The organism is Paraburkholderia sp. BL10I2N1 (genome assembly GCF_004361815.1).
Classification (GTDB): domain Bacteria; phylum Pseudomonadota; class Gammaproteobacteria; order Burkholderiales; family Burkholderiaceae; genus Paraburkholderia.
Genome location: NZ_SNWA01000001.1, coordinates 1379967 through 1396356 on the forward strand (window position 1 = coordinate 1379967; position 16390 = coordinate 1396356).

The following is a 16390-nucleotide window of genomic DNA, read 5'->3' on the forward strand; positions in this document are numbered from 1 at the left end:
CCCGAACGCCTGTGGATAACTTTGTTGAGAACTCTGCCTGGATGGCCGGAAAACCGCGCCGCGCCGTCGTTCTGTGGGTTTCCGCACATTTCCCGGCGAACCGCCAGAAGCCTTGCCAGTCAAGGCGGAGAACGAATGCGCATGCAACTTGCGGGCACAAAACAGTGATGCCCCCCTCTACTGCGCCGCAACGAGACGAATGTGCATAAGTCAAGTCTTGACAACTGCAGGAAGGCCGCGCGACGGCCCCTCTACCCGCTTTTCATCCTTAGGCCGAGAGCCCAGTTCACCGCAGCGCAACAAATCTGTCACGTCGGGGAAGCGGGTGCGGAGAGGTGACCGGCACGAATCGCGCGGCTGTGACGGTGCACTTCGTCGACCAGTTCGGCGACATGCTCCGGCGGCGTAAACTGCGAGATTCCGTGGCCCAGGTTGAACACATGGCCAGGGTGGTTGCCGTAGCTGTCGAGCACCGCACGCGCCTCAATGCGAATCGTCGACGGCGGCGCGAACAGTACCGACGGGTCGATATTGCCTTGCAGCGCAACCTTGCCCGCCACACGCTCGCGCGCCTTCGCGAGATTCACCGTCCAGTCGAGTCCAACGGCATCGACTCCAGTCGCGGCGATTTCTTCGAGCCACAGGCCGCCGCCCTTCGTGAAGGTGATCACGGGTACCTTTACGCCATCGTGTTCGCGCTTGAGCTGCGCGACAACCTGCTGGATGTAGTGCAGCGAGAAACGCTGATAGATTCCGTCGGCAAGCGCGCCGCCCCACGTATCGAAAATCATCACAGCCTGCGCGCCCGCTTCGATCTGCGCGTTCAGATAGGCGGCAACGGCCTTCGCGTTCACCTCAAGGATGCGGTGCATCAGATCCGGACGCGCGTACAGCATCGACTTCACCGTGCGGAAGTCGTCTGAGCCGCCGCCTTCGACCATGTAGCACGCGAGCGTCCATGGGCTGCCCGAGAAGCCGATCAGCGGCACGCGCTGGCGGCCCTGGGCATCGACCAGCGAACGGCGGATCTGGCTGACGGCGTCGGTGACGTAGCGCAGCGTCGCATCGATGTCCGGCACCGCGAGCCGCGCAACGTCGTCTTCGGTGCGGACCGGGCGGGCGAATTTTGGACCTTCGCCGGCCTGGAAATCCAGGCCGAGACCCATCGCGTCGGGAATGGTCAGGATGTCGGAAAACAGGATCGCTGCGTCGAGCGGATAACGATCGAGCGGCTGCAACGTGACTTCCGTCGCGTAATCGGGATTCTTCGCGAGGCCGAGAAAGCTGCCCGCGCGACTGCGCGTGGCGTTGTACTCCGGCAGGTAGCGGCCCGCCTGGCGCATCAGCCAGATCGGCGTGTACTCGGTCGGCTGGCGCATGAGCGCGCGCAGGAAGGTGTCGTTCAGGAGAGTATTGACCACGTTGCGGGCGACGGAAGGCAAAGGGGTATTTTACCGGACGCCGCTGCCCGCATCGTGCTCGATGCCGGCAATAAACGCTGTGCGGTTTTGCGGTGCCGCAGCGAAACCGTTCGACGCGGCGCGAACTCGCCATCTTGGGAATCCGACCTGACTTATCAAGCCCGAATTACCGGACTAGGATCAACGGCCATACCAGTCAATCAACCGCGTTCAAGGAGACCTGATGAAGAAAGCCGCACTTGCATTGCTCGGCGCCCTGCTCTGCGCCGGCGCTGCCCACGCCCAGACGGCCAGTGCCACGAGCGCGCCCGCATCCCGCCTCGACGAAGTCATCGCGAGCGGCACGCTGCGCGCCTGCACGACCGGAGACTACAAGCCGTACTCGTTCTACAAGCCGGACGGCCAGTTCGAAGGCATCGATATCGACATGGCCGAGTCGCTCGCGCACTCGCTGGGCGTTAAGGCGGAGTTCGTCAAGACGTCGTGGTCAAACCTGATGAACGACTTCGTCGCTAAATGCGACATCGGGATCGGCGGCGTATCGACCACGCTCGACCGGCAAAAGCGTGCGTTCTTCACCGAGGCGTACATGATCGACGGCAAAACGCCGATCGTACGTTGTGACGACGTCAGCAAGTACCAGACCGTCGCGCAGATCGACCAGCCGTCCACGCGCGTCATCGTCAATCCGGGCGGCACCAATGAGAAATTCGCGAAGCAGTTTTTCCCGCACGCGAACCTGACGGTCTACCCGGACAACGTGACGGTGTTCAAACAGATTCTTGCTGGCAAGGCCGACGTGATGGTCACGGACGCATCCGAAACCCTGCTGCAACAGAAGCTGAATCCGGGCCTGTGCTCGGTTCATCCGGACAAGCCGTTCCAGTACGGTGAAAAGGCATGGCTGGTGCCGCGCGGCGACGTGGCCTTCCAGCAGTATGTCGACCAGTGGCTGCACCTTGCGCGCGCAACCGGCGAGTATCAGGCGATCCAGGACAAATGGCTGAAGTAAGGCAGGCGCTCGTGCCGTCGGGATAAGGCGTGAGCGGGTTCGTCAGGGCCGCAGAATACGCGGCGCCGGCGAATCCTGGTGGTGCGTGGCACCGAGAATACGCGCGTGCTCAACCTTCACGCACAGGTCCATCGCGACATCGAGGCCCGCCGCCTCGGCGTGTTCAGCGGCGACGTAGTTGATCACGCCGAGTTGCAGCCACAGTGATCGAGCCTTGATCCGGACGGCCTCGTCAGCGACCGGCATCACCTCTTCTGGCCGGCGAAATACATTCACCAGATCGATCGGCAACCCTTCATCGGCCAGTGCGGCCACCGCTTCGGTGAGCGTCGCGAAGCAGCGTTCGCCCAGCACGCCGGCGGTGTCATTGGAGTATTTGGGATTGATCGGCACAATCCTGTAACCGCGCGACTGCATGTAGGCTGATACCGAATAGCTCGGGCGATGCGGCCGGTTCGACAATCCAACCACCGCAATCACGCGATCGCGTTCAAGGATGCGCTGTAAGGTGGCACGTTCGTTCATCGTGATCGTCTCGTAGTCAGGGTCGTAACCGCGCCCGCGTGAATCCCCATTCGACTGGAGTCCGGGCGGTTTCGAGTGCGGATTTTTCTTATAACTTTCCCGCCGAAAACAGCGCAGTATGCATTAGATCAGCGGTCCACTGCGCGGCGGCGCAAGAGGTGCCTTGATTCGGTAAAAATTGCGGGAAATCCGTTTCCGATCGGCAATAAATCCCGCAAAGCCTTATCTGGCGGGCGTTACAACCTGAAACACTTTGTTACCGCGCTACTAGAGTAATTCGCCCACAATGCCCTTCAACGGTTTCAACACGGATGTGGCTGGGTGCGTAGTGTGAGCGGATACGATGCACCACGCCGGTCGGCTATGGCCGAAGCCCTGACAAGGGGGCATCCCTGCTGGGGCCGTGGCCGGCGCTGCTACCAGCATGGCGTCGTCCCAGTCGGTTCCTTCATTGGTCTCCTCGCGCTAACCCCGTAGCGTGTGGTTTTTAGCGGGCTCCAGGCCCGCTTTTTTTTCGCCTCGCCAAACGTTTGCCAGCCAGGTTTGTGGCTCCCACAGGGCGCCGGTTTTTCGCGAACGTTTGCCGTCCCCAGCTGTAGAGAGAGAGCTCTGTGCGCGATGCGCACAGAGCCTCGCCACACTCACGCGGTTTTCTGCTCTGTCAGCTTCAGCTCATTGATCATGCGTTCGCGCATGACGAACTTCTGCACCTTACCGGTCACAGTCATGGGGAGTTCGTCGACAAAGCGGATGTGTTTCGGCACCTTGTAGTGCGCAATCTGCCCACGGCAAAACTCCTGTATTTCCTCCGCAGTCGCCTGCTCGCCCTGACGCAGCACGATCCACGCGCACACTTCCTCACCGTACTTCGCGTCCGGCACGCCAAACACCTGAACGCTCTGGATCTTCGGATGGCGAAACAGGTATTCCTCGATCTCGCGCGGATAGATGTTCTCCCCCCCGCGAATCAACATGTCCTTCAAGCGACCGACGATATTGCAGTAACCCTCTGCGTCGATCGTCGCGAGGTCGCCGGTATGCATCCAGCCGTCGATGATGCTCTCACGCGTCTTCGCCTCGTCGCCCCAGTAGCCCTGCATGACCGAGTAGCCCCTGGTGCACAACTCCCCCGTCTCTCCAACAGGAACGACGTCGCCCAGTGCATCGACGATCTTCACCTCTAGATGGGGCTGGATGCGGCCGACCGTCGTCGTACGCTTGTCGAGCGGGTCCGTAGTCGAACTCTGGAACGACACGGGGCTTGTCTCCGTCATGCCATACGCGATCGTAATTTCCGCCAGGTGCATCTTCGATACGACCTTTTTCATCGTCTCGATCGGACACGGGGAGCCAGCCATGATGCCTGTGCGCAAGCGCGTGAGATCAAAGGAAGCGAAATCCGGATGGTCGAGTTCGGCGATGAACATGGTCGGCACGCCATGCAGCGCCGTGCATTTTTCTTCGGCGACGGCGGCGAGTGTCGCCGCGGGGTCGAACGCTTCGCCCGGAAACACCATGTTTGCGCCGACAGACACGCAGGCGAGCACCGCCAGCACCATGCCGAAGCAGTGGTACAGCGGCACCGGAATGCACAGCCCGTCCTGTTCGGTGAGGCGCATCGCCATCGCGATGTAGCGGGCGTTGTTCACGACGTTTCGATGCGTGAGCGTCGCCCCTTTCGGATTACCCGTCGTGCCGCTCGTAAACTGGATGTTGATTGGGTCGTTCGGCGAAAGTGTGGCGCCGATCGCGTCGAGCTTCTCGACGTCGAGCGTCACCCGGCCTTGCTCGATCACGTCGGAAAACGTCAGCATCCCCGGCGTTTCGGTGTCGCACATGCGGATGACAATGCGCAGATCTGGCAGACGCGCCGCATGCAGATCGCCGGGCGCATGCGTTGCCAGCTCGGGAGCAAGCTCCTTCAGCATCTCCAGATACATCGATGTCTTGAAACGCTCTGCCGCAATGATCGCCTTGCAACCCACCTTGTTCAGCGCGTATTCAAGTTCGGCGAGCCGGTAGGCCGGATTGATGTTGACGAGCACCGCGCCGATACGCGCAGTCGCAAACTGCGTCAGGAGCCACTCCACCCGGTTAGGCGACCAGATCCCGACCCGATCGCCCGTCTGGATCCCAAGCGCAAGCAAACCCGCCGCGAACACGTCGACTTCATCTGCGAACTCCTTCCATGTCCAGCGAATGCCCTGCTCTCGAAACACCACAGCGGGCCGGTCCGGAAAGCGCTGCGCAGAAGCCAGCAGAAACTGTCCGACGGTTGCCTCGCTGAGCGGAATCTCCGTCGAGCCACGTACGTACGAGAGTCCGTCCTTCGGTTCGATGAGGGCGCCGTCGCCTGCAGCTTGCGTTGCCATGGTGTCGTCTCCGTGAGCGGAACGTCGCTCTATTGAAATGAATTTGAAACCGATTGTGCCATCGGCTTGTGACCGGACGGCATCAAGTCTTACCCGCAGCATAGGCGCTGCACCTGACACGTGATTTTTCTGACCTTTCCGTAAACGTCAAGCTCAGATCAAAAAAAAGCAGCCCGTGGGGGCTGCCTTTTCCTTTCAGCTTTCGCCGCGGCAGATTTAGCGCTGACCGCGCAGCTTGCGCAGACGCTGGATTGCAGCGAGTTGAGCCGTCGCGTAGGCGAGTTCCGCTTGTGCGGTCGCGTACTCGAGGTTCGAACCCGTGTTCTGCAGCGCTTCTTCCGCACGCTTGCGAGCCGCTTCGGCCTTGGCTTCGTCGAGATCCTTTCCGCGGATCGCCGTGTCGGCCAGAACCGTCACCGCACCTGGTTGAACCTCGAGAATGCCGCCGGCAACGAACACAAACTCTTCTTCGCCGTTTTCAGCTTCGATGCGCACCGCACCCGGACGAATCCGCGTGATGAGCGGCGTGTGGCCCGGCAGAATGCCAAGCTCGCCCGCTTCGCCCGGGAGCGCGACGAATTTCGCCTGGCCCGAAAAGATCTGCTCTTCCGCGCTGACGACGTCTACTTTAATGGTTGCCATATCGACTCCTGGTTGAGCGTATTACGAGGGCGCCGGTTTTACGCAAAGCCACCGTTTGGGTAGCTTTCACATGCGGCGCGGCGCCCGCTTCATTACACCCGACCTTTACTGGATCTTCTTGGCCTTTTCGAAGGCTTCGTCGATCGTGCCGACCATGTAGAAGGCCTGCTCCGGCAGATGATCGCACTCACCTTCGACGATCATCTTGAAGCCGCGGATCGTTTCCTTCAGCGGCACGTACTTGCCCGGCGAGCCCGTGAACACTTCGGCAACGTGGAACGGCTGCGACAGGAAACGCTGGATCCTACGAGCGCGCGCGACCGTCAGCTTGTCTTCCGGCGACAGTTCGTCCATACCCAGAATCGCGATAATGTCGCGCAGTTCCTTGTAGCGCTGCAGCGTTTGCTGCACGCCGCGCGTGATCGAGTAGTGCTCTTCGCCGATCACGTTCGGGTCGATCTGACGCGAGGTCGAATCGAGCGGGTCAACGGCCGGATAGATACCGAGCGAAGCGATGTCACGCGACAACACGACGGTTGCATCCAGGTGGCCGAAGGTCGTAGCCGGCGACGGGTCGGTCAAGTCATCCGCAGGGACGTACACGGCCTGCACCGACGTGATGGAGCCAGCCTTGGTCGACGTAATACGCTCTTGCAGCTTGCCCATTTCTTCAGCCAGCGTCGGCTGATAGCCCACTGCCGACGGCATCCGGCCAAGCAGTGCCGACACTTCGGTACCGGCCAGCGTGAAACGGTAAATGTTGTCGACGAAAAACAGCACGTCGAGGCCTTCGTCACGGAAGTGCTCAGCCATCGTCAGACCGGTCAGCGCGACGCGCAGACGGTTGCCCGGCGGCTCGTTCATCTGGCCGTACACCAGCGCGACCTTGTCGAGAACGTTCGAGTCCTTCATTTCGTGATAGAAGTCGTTCCCTTCACGGGTACGCTCGCCAACACCGGCGAACACGGAGTAACCGCCGTGTTCCTTCGCGATGTTGTTGATGAGTTCCATCATGTTCACGGTCTTGCCGACGCCTGCACCGCCAAACAGACCAACCTTGCCGCCCTTCGCGAACGGGCAGATCAGGTCGATAACCTTGATGCCCGTTTCGAGCAGCTCGGTCGACGGCGACAGTTCTTCGAACGCCGGTGCCTTCTGGTGAATACCGCGCACGACGTCCGAGTTGATCGGACCGGCTTCGTCGATCGGACGGCCCAGCACGTCCATGATCCGGCCGAGGGTCGGTTTGCCGACCGGCACGCTGATCGGCTTGCCGGTGTTCTTCACCACCGTGCCACGGCGCAGACCGTCCGAAGCACCCAGACAGATGGTACGGACAACGCCGTCGCCCAGCTGCTGCTGGACTTCGAGGGTCAGTTCCGAACCTTCGAGAATGAGCGCGTCGTAGATCTTCGGCAGGGTTTCACGCGGGAATTCCACGTCGATCACCGCGCCGATGCACTGTACGATCTTGCCTTCTACCAAAGCAGTAGTACTCATCGCTTTTCCTTTAGATACTCAATTCTTCACTCGCGCAAGGGCGCAGTTTCGGTGGGCTCGCCTCGCGGCGCATGCCCGCATCGTCAGACCGTCACGGTCAGACTGCTGCGGCGCCACCGACGATTTCCGACAGTTCCTTCGTGATCGCGGCCTGGCGGCTCTTGTTGTATACGAGCTGCAGTTCGTTGATGACCGTCTTCGCGTTGTCCGAAGCGGCCTTCATCGCGACCATCCGTGCCGACTGCTCCGATGCCATGTTTTCCGCGACGGCCTGATAGACCAGCGCCTCGACATAACGCACGAGCAGCTCGTCCACCACTGCCTGCGCGTCCGGCTCGTAGATGTAGTCCCACGAAGACTTCGGCGTAGCGTCGTCACCGGCCTGATCCTTGCGCTCGAAGTCTTCTGCCGCCAGCGGCAGCAGCTGCTCGATCACCGGCTCCTGCTTCATCGTATTGATGAAGCGCGTGTACGCGAGGTACACCGCGGAAACCTTGCCTTCCGAGTACAGGTCGAGCTGCAACTTCACCGCACCGATCAGCCTTTCAAGGTGCGGCGTATCGCCCAGTTGAACGACACTCGACACTACGTTCGCGCGCAGACGGTTCAGAAAGCCGAGGCCCCTCGTCCCGATCGCCGTTGCTTCGATGCTCTTGCCAGCGGCTTCCAGCTCTTTGAACTTCTGGAGCGAAGCGCGCAGCACGTTCGTGTTCATGCCGCCGCACAGGCCCTTGTCGGTCGTGACAAGAATGATGCCCGCCGTCTTCGCGTCGTCGTTCGGCACCATGAACGGGTGACGATACTCCGGGTTCGCACGGCTCATGTGCGCAGCGATGTCGCGGACCTTATCGGCATACGGGCGAGCAGCGCGCATGCGCTCCTGAGCGCGACGCATCTTCGATGCGGCCACCATCTCCATCGCTTTCGTGATCTTGCGCGTGTTTTGCACGCTCTTGATCTTGCCGCGAATTTCCTTCATTCCAGCCATTGCTTGCTCCTTGATCGAAGCAGCGCGGGGCAGTTGCCTGCTGCCCGCGCCGCTTCAAGGTCCGTTTATGCCTTGCGGGTCACTCGCGGATCAGTAAGCGCCGGACTTCTTGAAGTCCTTGAGGGCAGTATGCAGCAGCCCCTCGTCGTCCTTCGACAAGTCCTTGTTATCTTCGATGCGCTTGATCAGGTCAGCGTGCTTCGACTTCAGGAATTCGCGCATGCCCTTCTCGAACGGCAGCACCTGCGCGACTTCGAGATCGTCGAGGTAGCCGTTGTTCGCTGCGAACAGCGACACCGCCAGTTCCCACACCTGCAGCGGTTGATACTGCGGCTGCTTGAGCAGTTCCGTCACGCGGCGGCCGCGCTCGAGCTGCTTGCGGGTGGCTTCGTCGAGGTCCGAGGCAAACTGCGCGAATGCGGCCAGTTCACGGTACTGCGCAAGGTCGGTACGGATACCGCCCGACAGCTTCTTCACGACCTTCGTCTGAGCCGCACCGCCAACGCGCGAGACCGACACACCAGCATTAATCGCCGGGCGGATACCTGCGTTGAAAAGGTCGGTTTCGAGGAAGATCTGGCCGTCGGTAATCGAGATCACGTTCGTCGGCACGAATGCCGTCACGTCGCCTGCCTGCGTTTCGATGACCGGCAGTGCCGTCAACGAACCGCTCTTGCCCTTGACTTCGCCGTTCGTGAACTTCTCGACGTACTCTTCCGACACGCGAGCCGCGCGCTCCAGCAGACGCGAGTGCAGATAGAACACGTCACCCGGATACGCTTCGCGGCCCGGCGGGCGGCGCAGCAGCAGCGAGATCTGACGGTACGCCCAGGCTTGCTTGGTCAAGTCGTCGTAAATGATCAGCGCGTCCTGGCCACGATCGCGGAAGTATTCGCCCATCGTGCAGCCCGCATACGGTGCAAGGTATTGCGTCGCAGCCGATTCCGATGCCGAAGCCGAGACAACGATCGTGTAGGCCAACGCGCCGGTTTCTTCGAGCTTGCGCACCACGTTCATGATCGACGAAGCCTTCTGGCCGATCGCGACGTAGATACAGATCAGGTCCTTGCCCTTCTGGTTGATGATCGTGTCGACAGCCACTGCGGTCTTGCCGCACTGACGGTCGCCGATGATCAGCTCACGCTGGCCACGACCGATCGGCACCATGGCGTCGATCGACTTCAGACCGGTTTGCACCGGCTGCGACACCGACTTACGCCAGATCACGCCCGGAGCAATCTTTTCGATTGCGTCGGTCATCTTCGCGTTGATCGGGCCCTTACCGTCGATCGGGTTGCCGAGCGCGTCGACCACGCGGCCGACCAGTTCCGGGCCCACCGGGACTTCGAGAATGCGGCCCGTCGTCTTGACGATGTCGCCTTCCGAAATGTGTTCGTATTCACCCAGAATCACGGCGCCGACCGAGTCGCGCTCGAGGTTCAGCGCGAGACCGAAGGTATTGCCCGGGAATTCGAGCATTTCGCCTTGCATTGCTTCCGACAGGCCGTGGATACGCACGATACCGTCGGTCACGGAGATCACGGTGCCCTGGTTGCGAACGTCTGCGCTCGCTTCAAGGCCCTGGATCCGGCTCTTGATCAGCTCGCTGATCTCAGAGGGATTGAGTTGCATTATTCGCTCCTGATAGTCAATTCTGTTGCGTGCCAGCCGCGTAAGCGCTTCAGGCGGTCAAAGCCGTCTGCATGCTGGCGAGCCGCGCGCGGACCGAGGTATCGAGCACTTCGTCACCGACCGTCACGCGAACGCCGCCGATCAACGACGGGTCGACTTCAACCGTCGGCTTCAGTTTGCGCTTGAATCTGCGTTCGAGACTTGCGACGAGGTCGTTCAACTGCGCGCCTTCGAGCGGGAATGCGCTGACGACCAGCACATCGGCCGCCCCTTCGCGGGCATTTTTCAACTCTTCGAACTGCGTGGCGATTCCCGGCAGCAGTTGCAGACGATGATTGTCGACCAGCATCTGCACGAAATTCTTCGCCTGCGTGTTTTCCTTCAGCGGCGACTTCACCGCGGAGAGCAGCAGATCGCTGACCTGCGCGCGGCTCACTTTCGGGCTCGTGGCGACCGACAGCACTTCGGGCAGACGCGCAACCTGTGCCAGCTCCTGCACGAGCGTGGACCAGGCGGCGATGTCACCAGCTTCGGCCACGCCAAACAGCGCTTCTGCGTACGGACGGGCGATGGTTGCAAGTTCGGCCATGATCAGAGCTCAGCTTTCAGTTGATTCAGCAGGTCAGCGTGAGCTGCCTGGTCGACTTCGCGCTTCAGGATCTGCTCGGCGCCCTTCACAGCGAGTGCGGCCACTTCGCCGCGCAGCGCTTCACGCGCCTTCACGACTTGCTGCTCGGCGTCGGCCTTGGCCTGAGCAACGATGCGGGCTGCTTCGGCTTGTGCCTGGGCCTTGATTTCACCAGCTACTGATACTGCGCGCTTTTCGGCTTCAGCGATACGTTGCTGACCATCGTTGCGAGCCTGTGCCAGTTCCTGGTCGACGCGCTTGTGAGCAGCTTCGAGTTCCGCCTTGCCCTTTTCAGCGGCCGACAGACCGTCGGCGATCTTCTTCGAGCGCTCGTCGATGGCGTTGATCAGCGGCGGCCACACGAACTTCATCGTGAACCACGCGAGGATCAGGAACACGACCATTTGCGCAAACAGGGTTGCGTTGAGATTCACGGTGTTTCCTTAAACGTTGCGATATCGGAAATCGAAACGGTAAGGCGCTCATCGATTCTGTCGTCGATCAGCGCCCGAGTACCCGTTCCGCCCTGCGCCCTTATCCGTTATAGGTCAGGCGCAAACTTCCGAGGAACCTCAGCCTGCCAACTTCGACAGCAGCGGGTTCGCGAACGCAAACAGCATTGCCACACCAACGCCAATCAGAAACGCCGCATCGATCAGACCAGCCAACAGGAACATCTTGGTTTGCAGCGGGTTCATCAGTTCCGGCTGGCGGGCGCACGCTTCAATGTACTTGCCGCCCATCAGACCGATACCGATACAGGCGCCGATTGCACCCAGGCCGATGATGATGCCGATACCGATGGCGGTCAGACCCTGGATGTTGGCGATAAAAGCTTGCATGATCACTCCTTTGTGAAAAGACTTTGGAACTGGGATTTAATGGAAAACTAAAAACTAAAAACGAGTCTTCTGGTCGACACACCACGTTAGTGGGTGTCGTGCGCCTGACCGATGTACACCAGGGTCAGCATCATGAAAATGAACGCTTGCAGCAGGACGATCAGAATGTGGAAGATCGCCCAGACCGTACCCGCGATCACGTGACCGATGAAGCCGAGGACTGTAAGGTCCGCGCCGAAACCCCACATGCTGCCAAGCAGGGCAATCAGCAGGAACAGAAGTTCGCCGGCGTACATGTTGCCGAACAGCCGCATACCGAGCGAAACCGTTTTCGCGACGAACTCGATGATGTTCAGTGCGAGGTTCGGAATCCACAGCAGCGGATGCGCACCGAACGGCGCGGACAGCAGTTCATGCACGAAGCCGCCGGCGCCTTTGATCTTGAAGTTGTAGTAAATCATCAGCGCGAACACGCCGAGCGCGATGCCGAGCGTGCCGTTGAGGTCGGCGGTCGGCACGATGCGATGATGCGGAATGGCTTCGGAGAGACCCAGCCAGCCGATGACCCGACCCGGCAGGTCGACGGGGATGAAGTCGAGGGAGTTCATCAGCGCGACCCAGACGAACACGGTCAGCGCGAGGGGAGCGATGAATACACGGCTACCGTGGATCATCGACTTCGATTGATCTTCGACCATCTCGACCAGCATTTCGACTGCGCACTGGAAGCGGCCCGGCACGCCGGAAGTCGCCTTGCGGGCAGCGAGATGCAGAATCAGGATGGTGGCCAGACCGCAAACGATCGACCAGAAAAGGGTATCCAGATTCCACACGTGAATGTCGAAAATCGACGTCTGGTGTGCAGTGGAAAAATTCTGCAAGTGGTGCGCGATGTACTCGGACGGATCCAGAGCGCGCGTGCCTTCGCTAGCTGCCATATCGTTAATGCCACCCAAATTGTCGAAAATCGTCTCTGGCCATTCCCGCCGCAATACAGCATTGCGGGAACACGCCAACGCGGATCGTGTCGAATCCGCGCGTCTGATACTGACGCCGTGCGTCAGCCTCTATTCTTTTCTACTTCACCGCCAGGCCAGCGCGATCCAGTACGTCTTCAGCGCGATGAGGTAGGTCACGAGCAGCGGCACCCAGCGTACGTCGTGATACCAGAAAGCGATGGCAACAAACATCGCGATCGTGGCTCCCATCTTGAGCGCTTCGCCGATCATCCAGCTCATCACTGTTTCGGCGCCACTCAGCGTTCTCAGACGTGCCGCGAACATCGCACCCGGCACCCAGCAGATCGCCCCTCCCAGGAATGCGGACAGCGCAGCATCACCCGGCGGCTTGTAGAACAGCCACCACAACAGCGTCGCACCCAGGGACAAAACCATTTGCGCTGCCACGACCCGGAAAGGTGTAACGCGCGATGGACGACTCACGTTCGGACCAAACAGCTTTTCTGCTTCGGCCCGCGTGAGCGGAACGATATTGTTATCTTGCTGCTCGACATCCCCCGCATCGTCCTGCATTGCGTGCTGACCGGCGGACGCATCTGAAACGGAGCGTGCTGCGCGGTGTTCGTCGTGCCCTTCGTCCGGCGTCTTATTCGACGATTGAGCCACCATCGCAGTGTTCCGCAGAGTCCTGTTCAGCCCGCGAGCTTACGCAGCGTTTACGGGGTTGCCTAGCAAATAAATCCGGGCGATTGTAAGCGATAGTTGCAGGCAATTCAAGACTTTAAGTCGACCAATAACCCTCGTGAAACGAGCCTTCATGATGCGAAAAGTGGTCGTCTACGGCAGTAGACACTGGAACTGTAAGGCAGTCGCGGCAAGGCGAAATTGGCTTGCTTGAGTCATGTCTTGCGGGGTCTTTTGCGACGTCGTCAGACGCTGTTCTCGCGTGTCATAAATGCAACAGAAGCCAGCCGCCGACGATGCCGCTCGCGATCCAGAATGGCATCGAAAACAGATGGAATTGCAGCCACATGCCATGCTCTTTTGAAAGCCGCACGGCGATCAGATTGGCGAGCGAACCAATGGCAATACCGAAACCACCGACGCTCACACCGAACGCGAGCGCGCGCCAGTCTTTTGTGAACTCGGCGAGCATGATCGCTGCGGGAACGTTGCTGATGCCCTGAGACAGAATCGCACCGGCGGCATACGCGCGCAGCGGCGTCTGGAGCCCGAACTGTCCGATCACTTCATGCACCCAGGGCAGTGCGGCGACACTGCGCAGTACGATGAACATGAATACGAAGATCATCAGCAGCAGCCAGTCGATTTTCAGCACGATCTTGTTACGCCATAGCAGAAAACCGATTCCGACGCCGGCGACTCCGGCGCCGGCGTGATGCGCATCGGCGAGCAGCACAAAAGCGACGAACAGCAGCGCGGCGACGCCGACAAGCGGCCGGTCGACCGGATGCGGCTCCACATCTTTCGACAGATCGAGCGGGTTCGCCCGAAACGCCGCAGCCGTCAGCAGATAAAGCATCACCATCAGCGCGGCGCAAAGCGGCCCAAGCGCCCACACAAAGCGGATGAACGACACCCCGCTTGTTTGCCACAGGAACAGATTCTGCGGGTTGCCAAGAGGCGTCAGGATCGAGCCGGCGTTCACCGCGAATGCGATAAAAATGACGAGGCGCCGAATCGGCAACGGTGTCAGCTTGTGCAGCGAAAGCGCAAGCGGCACGACGACGAATAACGCAACGTCATTGGTCAGCAGCGTCGACAAGGTCGCCGCAAGGCCGATCATCAGATAGGCCAGTCCTCGTTCGGAGTGAATGCGATGCACGACACGATGCGCCATCCACATCAGGAATCCTGAAGATTCGACGGCCCTCGTCAATATCAGGAGTCCTGTCAGTGTCAAGACTGTCTGCCAGTCGACCAGCGCCGGCAGCGTGGTCCACGCGGATGCAGGCATTGTAGTGCGATCAGCGCAGCGACGAGCACGGACAACACCGGCTCTTTTGCGGCGAAAGCAAGCAGCCCGCGGAAGACTTTTCCAGGCGCCTTGGACGTGCGCTCCGCTACCGGCACGATTGCGGGCGTTCAGGCAGTTGCGTTGCCGCGAAGACGCACGAGGATGCCTTCGAGCGCATCGAGGTCACCGAAGTCGACGAGCACCTGCCCTCGTCCACGCCGGCCCAGCTTGATCTTCACTGTGGCGGCGAGGAGATCGGAGAGTTCCTCCTCCAGACGCCGCGTGTCACGACCGCCATCATTGCTCGCGCGCGCCTTCACGGCGGGCGCAGCCTTCGTCGTCGTGGTCACCAGCTTTTCGGTCTCACGCACCGACATCCTCTTGTTAACAACCTGATTCGCGAGCGTGATCTGCGTCGCGCCGTCGACGGCGAGCAGTGCGCGAGCGTGCCCCATGTCGAGATCGCCGGCCAGCAGCATGGTCTGCACAGGCGCCGCGAGATTCAGCAGGCGCAGCAGGTTCGACACCGCGCTACGCGAACGACCCACCGACTCCGCCGCCTGCTCATGCGTGAAATGGAATTCGTCGAGCAGACGCTGGATGCCCTGCGCTTCTTCCAGCGGATTCAGATCCTCGCGCTGGATGTTCTCGATAAGCGCCATGGCCGCGGCGACCTGGTCGGGCACCTCCTTCACCAGCACCGGCACTTCGTCGAGTCCGGCGAGACGTGCAGCGCGGAACCGACGCTCGCCGGCGATGATTTCGTACATGTCCGCCGATACCGGCCGCACGAGGATCGGTTGCATCAGCCCCTGCGCGCGAATGCTCGCGGCCAGTTCCTGCAATGCGCCTTCATCCATCCGCATACGCGGCTGATACTTTCCGGCCTGCAATTTGTCGAGAGGTAACACGTTGGGGGCGCCGTTGATCTTCACCGCTTCGGTGATATCCGCGCTTCCGCCCAGCAATGCCTCGAGCCCCCGGCCTAGTCCCTTCTTTCTAGCCACTGCGTTCATCGTGCTTCCTCGATCCGCCTTGAGTGCTGCCTTGTTCGCCACCTTGTTTCCCCACTCTACGTCCCTGTTCGCACGCTACAGCGCCCGCACCCGCTCGATCATTTCCGCACCAAACTGAACGTACGCCTGAGCGCCCCGCGACGCCCTGTCGAATACCACCCCCGGCAAGCCGTAGCTTGGCGCTTCCGCAAGGCGCACGTTGCGCGGGATCACGACATCAAACACCTTGTCACCAAAATGCTCTTTCAACTGGTCGGAGACCTGCTGCTGCAATGTGATGCGCGGATCGAACATCACGCGCAGCAAGCCAATCACCTTCAAATCGCGGTTCAGGTTCGCGTGCACCTGCTTGATCGTGTTGACGAGATCCGAGAGGCCTTCGAGCGCGAAGTACTCGCACTGCATCGGGATCACCACGCCATGGGCGGCGCACAGGCCGTTGAGCGTCAAAAGGGATAGCGCCGGAGGGCAGTCAATCAGCACAAAGTCGTAGTCACCGGCGACCAGCGCGAGTGCGTCTTTCAACTGGCGCTCGCGATTCTCAACGGTGACCAACTCTACTTCTGCGCCGGCAAGTTCGCGATTGGCCGGCAATACATCATACGAAACACCTTCGGGCTTCACGCGTGCATCCGCAACCGTGACGCCGTCCACCAGCACCTCATACACCGTGTTCTCGCATGCGGCCTTGTCGATGCCGCTGCCCATGGTGGCATTGCCCTGCGGATCCAGATCGATGAGCAGGACCCGCTGTCCCTGTGATACGAGGCTCGCGGCGAGATTGACTGCTGTCGTCGTCTTACCGACGCCGCCCTTCTGGTTCGCAACACAGAAGATCTTTGCCATCGTTGGTGTGTCCCTTTTGCCGCTTTGAG

Annotated in this window: 15 protein-coding genes and 1 pseudogene; 1 reads left to right on the forward strand and 15 read right to left on the reverse strand. The window is 60.5% G+C overall.

The window, feature by feature from the left end; translation table 11 throughout:
* Positions 1 to 308 precede the first annotated feature (308 nt).
* A complete protein-coding gene (gene hemE, locus B0G77_RS06485; protein ID WP_133664055.1) occupies positions 309 to 1421 on the reverse strand; it encodes a uroporphyrinogen decarboxylase in 1113 nt (370 codons plus the stop codon).
* Between the two features lie 223 nt (positions 1422 to 1644).
* On the opposite strand from hemE, the gene B0G77_RS06490 reads away from it, so the two are divergent.
* The gene (locus B0G77_RS06490) at positions 1645 to 2433 is read left to right on the forward strand and encodes a transporter substrate-binding domain-containing protein (protein WP_133661369.1); all 789 of its coding nucleotides are present in this window, start codon (positions 1645 to 1647) and stop codon (positions 2431 to 2433) included.
* Positions 2434 to 2475: 42 nt separating this feature from the next.
* Here the strand turns inward: B0G77_RS06490 and B0G77_RS06495 are convergent, their stop codons facing one another.
* The 14 genes and pseudogenes from B0G77_RS06495 to B0G77_RS06560 form a co-directional block, all read right to left on the reverse strand.
* On the reverse strand, positions 2476 to 2958 hold the full coding sequence (locus B0G77_RS06495; protein WP_133661370.1) for a CoA-binding protein: 483 nt from the start codon (positions 2956 to 2958) through the stop codon (positions 2476 to 2478).
* 641 nt (positions 2959 to 3599) lie between these two features.
* On the reverse strand, positions 3600 to 5330 hold the full coding sequence (locus B0G77_RS06500; protein ID WP_133661371.1) for an AMP-binding protein: 1731 nt from the start codon (positions 5328 to 5330) through the stop codon (positions 3600 to 3602).
* Positions 5331 to 5546: 216 nt separating this feature from the next.
* Entirely contained in the window at positions 5547 to 5972 is a 426-nt protein-coding gene (locus B0G77_RS06505) for a F0F1 ATP synthase subunit epsilon (RefSeq protein ID WP_133661372.1), read from the reverse strand.
* A 105-nt stretch (positions 5973 to 6077) separates the two neighbouring features.
* Positions 6078 to 7472 carry a F0F1 ATP synthase subunit beta gene (atpD, locus tag B0G77_RS06510; RefSeq protein WP_133661373.1) on the reverse strand — a complete coding sequence of 465 codons (1395 nt, stop codon included), beginning with the start codon at positions 7470 to 7472 and terminating at the stop codon, positions 6078 to 6080.
* 97 nt (positions 7473 to 7569) lie between these two features.
* Positions 7570 to 8460 carry a F0F1 ATP synthase subunit gamma gene (gene atpG / locus B0G77_RS06515; protein ID WP_133661374.1) on the reverse strand — a complete coding sequence of 297 codons (891 nt, stop codon included), beginning with the start codon at positions 8458 to 8460 and terminating at the stop codon, positions 7570 to 7572.
* 90 nt (positions 8461 to 8550) lie between these two features.
* The gene (gene atpA, locus B0G77_RS06520) at positions 8551 to 10092 is read right to left on the reverse strand and encodes a F0F1 ATP synthase subunit alpha (protein ID WP_133661375.1); all 1542 of its coding nucleotides are present in this window, start codon (positions 10090 to 10092) and stop codon (positions 8551 to 8553) included.
* Between the two features lie 49 nt (positions 10093 to 10141).
* The gene (locus B0G77_RS06525; protein WP_133661376.1) at positions 10142 to 10681 is read right to left on the reverse strand and encodes a F0F1 ATP synthase subunit delta; all 540 of its coding nucleotides are present in this window, start codon (positions 10679 to 10681) and stop codon (positions 10142 to 10144) included.
* Between the two features lie 2 nt (positions 10682 to 10683).
* A complete protein-coding gene (locus B0G77_RS06530) occupies positions 10684 to 11154 on the reverse strand; it encodes a F0F1 ATP synthase subunit B (protein WP_133661377.1) in 471 nt (156 codons plus the stop codon).
* A 138-nt stretch (positions 11155 to 11292) separates the two neighbouring features.
* Positions 11293 to 11562, reverse strand: coding sequence for a F0F1 ATP synthase subunit C (gene atpE, locus B0G77_RS06535; protein ID WP_007180033.1), 270 nt, complete (start codon positions 11560 to 11562; stop codon positions 11293 to 11295).
* A gap of 86 nt (positions 11563 to 11648) precedes the next feature.
* Positions 11649 to 12500: a F0F1 ATP synthase subunit A gene (gene atpB / locus B0G77_RS06540; protein WP_133661378.1), complete on the reverse strand. Its 852-nt coding sequence runs from the start codon at positions 12498 to 12500 to the stop codon at positions 11649 to 11651.
* Positions 12501 to 12644: 144 nt separating this feature from the next.
* Entirely contained in the window at positions 12645 to 13190 is a 546-nt protein-coding gene (locus tag B0G77_RS06545; RefSeq protein ID WP_133661379.1) for an ATP synthase subunit I, read from the reverse strand.
* Between the two features lie 280 nt (positions 13191 to 13470).
* A pseudogene (locus B0G77_RS06550) lies at positions 13471 to 14615 on the reverse strand (SLC13 family permease).
* Between the two features lie 12 nt (positions 14616 to 14627).
* Positions 14628 to 15515: a ParB/RepB/Spo0J family partition protein gene (locus B0G77_RS06555; RefSeq protein WP_133661380.1), complete on the reverse strand. Its 888-nt coding sequence runs from the start codon at positions 15513 to 15515 to the stop codon at positions 14628 to 14630.
* A 75-nt stretch (positions 15516 to 15590) separates the two neighbouring features.
* Entirely contained in the window at positions 15591 to 16361 is a 771-nt protein-coding gene (locus B0G77_RS06560; RefSeq protein WP_133661381.1) for a ParA family protein, read from the reverse strand.
* Positions 16362 to 16390: the final 29 nt, after the last annotated feature.

Bases quoted from the DNA above. Each gene is read 5' to 3' on its own strand.
- B0G77_RS06500 (WP_133661371.1), bottom strand. From the start codon at position 5,330: ATGGCAACGCAAGCTGCAGGCGACGGCGCCCTCATCGAACCGAAGGAC.
- B0G77_RS06555 (WP_133661380.1), bottom strand. From the start codon at position 15,515: ATGAACGCAGTGGCTAGAAAGAAGGGACTAGGCCGGGGGCTCGAGGCA.
- atpA (WP_133661375.1), bottom strand. From the start codon at position 10,092: ATGCAACTCAATCCCTCTGAGATCAGCGAGCTGATCAAGAGCCGGATC.
- B0G77_RS06490 (WP_133661369.1), top strand. From the start codon at position 1,645: ATGAAGAAAGCCGCACTTGCATTGCTCGGCGCCCTGCTCTGCGCCGGC.
- atpB (WP_133661378.1), bottom strand. From the start codon at position 12,500: ATGGCAGCTAGCGAAGGCACGCGCGCTCTGGATCCGTCCGAGTACATC.
- B0G77_RS06560 (WP_133661381.1), bottom strand. From the start codon at position 16,361: ATGGCAAAGATCTTCTGTGTTGCGAACCAGAAGGGCGGCGTCGGTAAG.
- atpD (WP_133661373.1), bottom strand. From the start codon at position 7,472: ATGAGTACTACTGCTTTGGTAGAAGGCAAGATCGTACAGTGCATCGGC.
- B0G77_RS06495 (WP_133661370.1), bottom strand. From the start codon at position 2,958: ATGAACGAACGTGCCACCTTACAGCGCATCCTTGAACGCGATCGCGTG.
- B0G77_RS06525 (WP_133661376.1), bottom strand. From the start codon at position 10,681: ATGGCCGAACTTGCAACCATCGCCCGTCCGTACGCAGAAGCGCTGTTT.
- B0G77_RS06505 (WP_133661372.1), bottom strand. From the start codon at position 5,972: ATGGCAACCATTAAAGTAGACGTCGTCAGCGCGGAAGAGCAGATCTTT.
- atpE (WP_007180033.1), bottom strand. From the start codon at position 11,562: ATGCAAGCTTTTATCGCCAACATCCAGGGTCTGACCGCCATCGGTATC.
- atpG (WP_133661374.1), bottom strand. From the start codon at position 8,460: ATGGCTGGAATGAAGGAAATTCGCGGCAAGATCAAGAGCGTGCAAAAC.
- B0G77_RS06545 (WP_133661379.1), bottom strand. From the start codon at position 13,190: ATGGTGGCTCAATCGTCGAATAAGACGCCGGACGAAGGGCACGACGAA.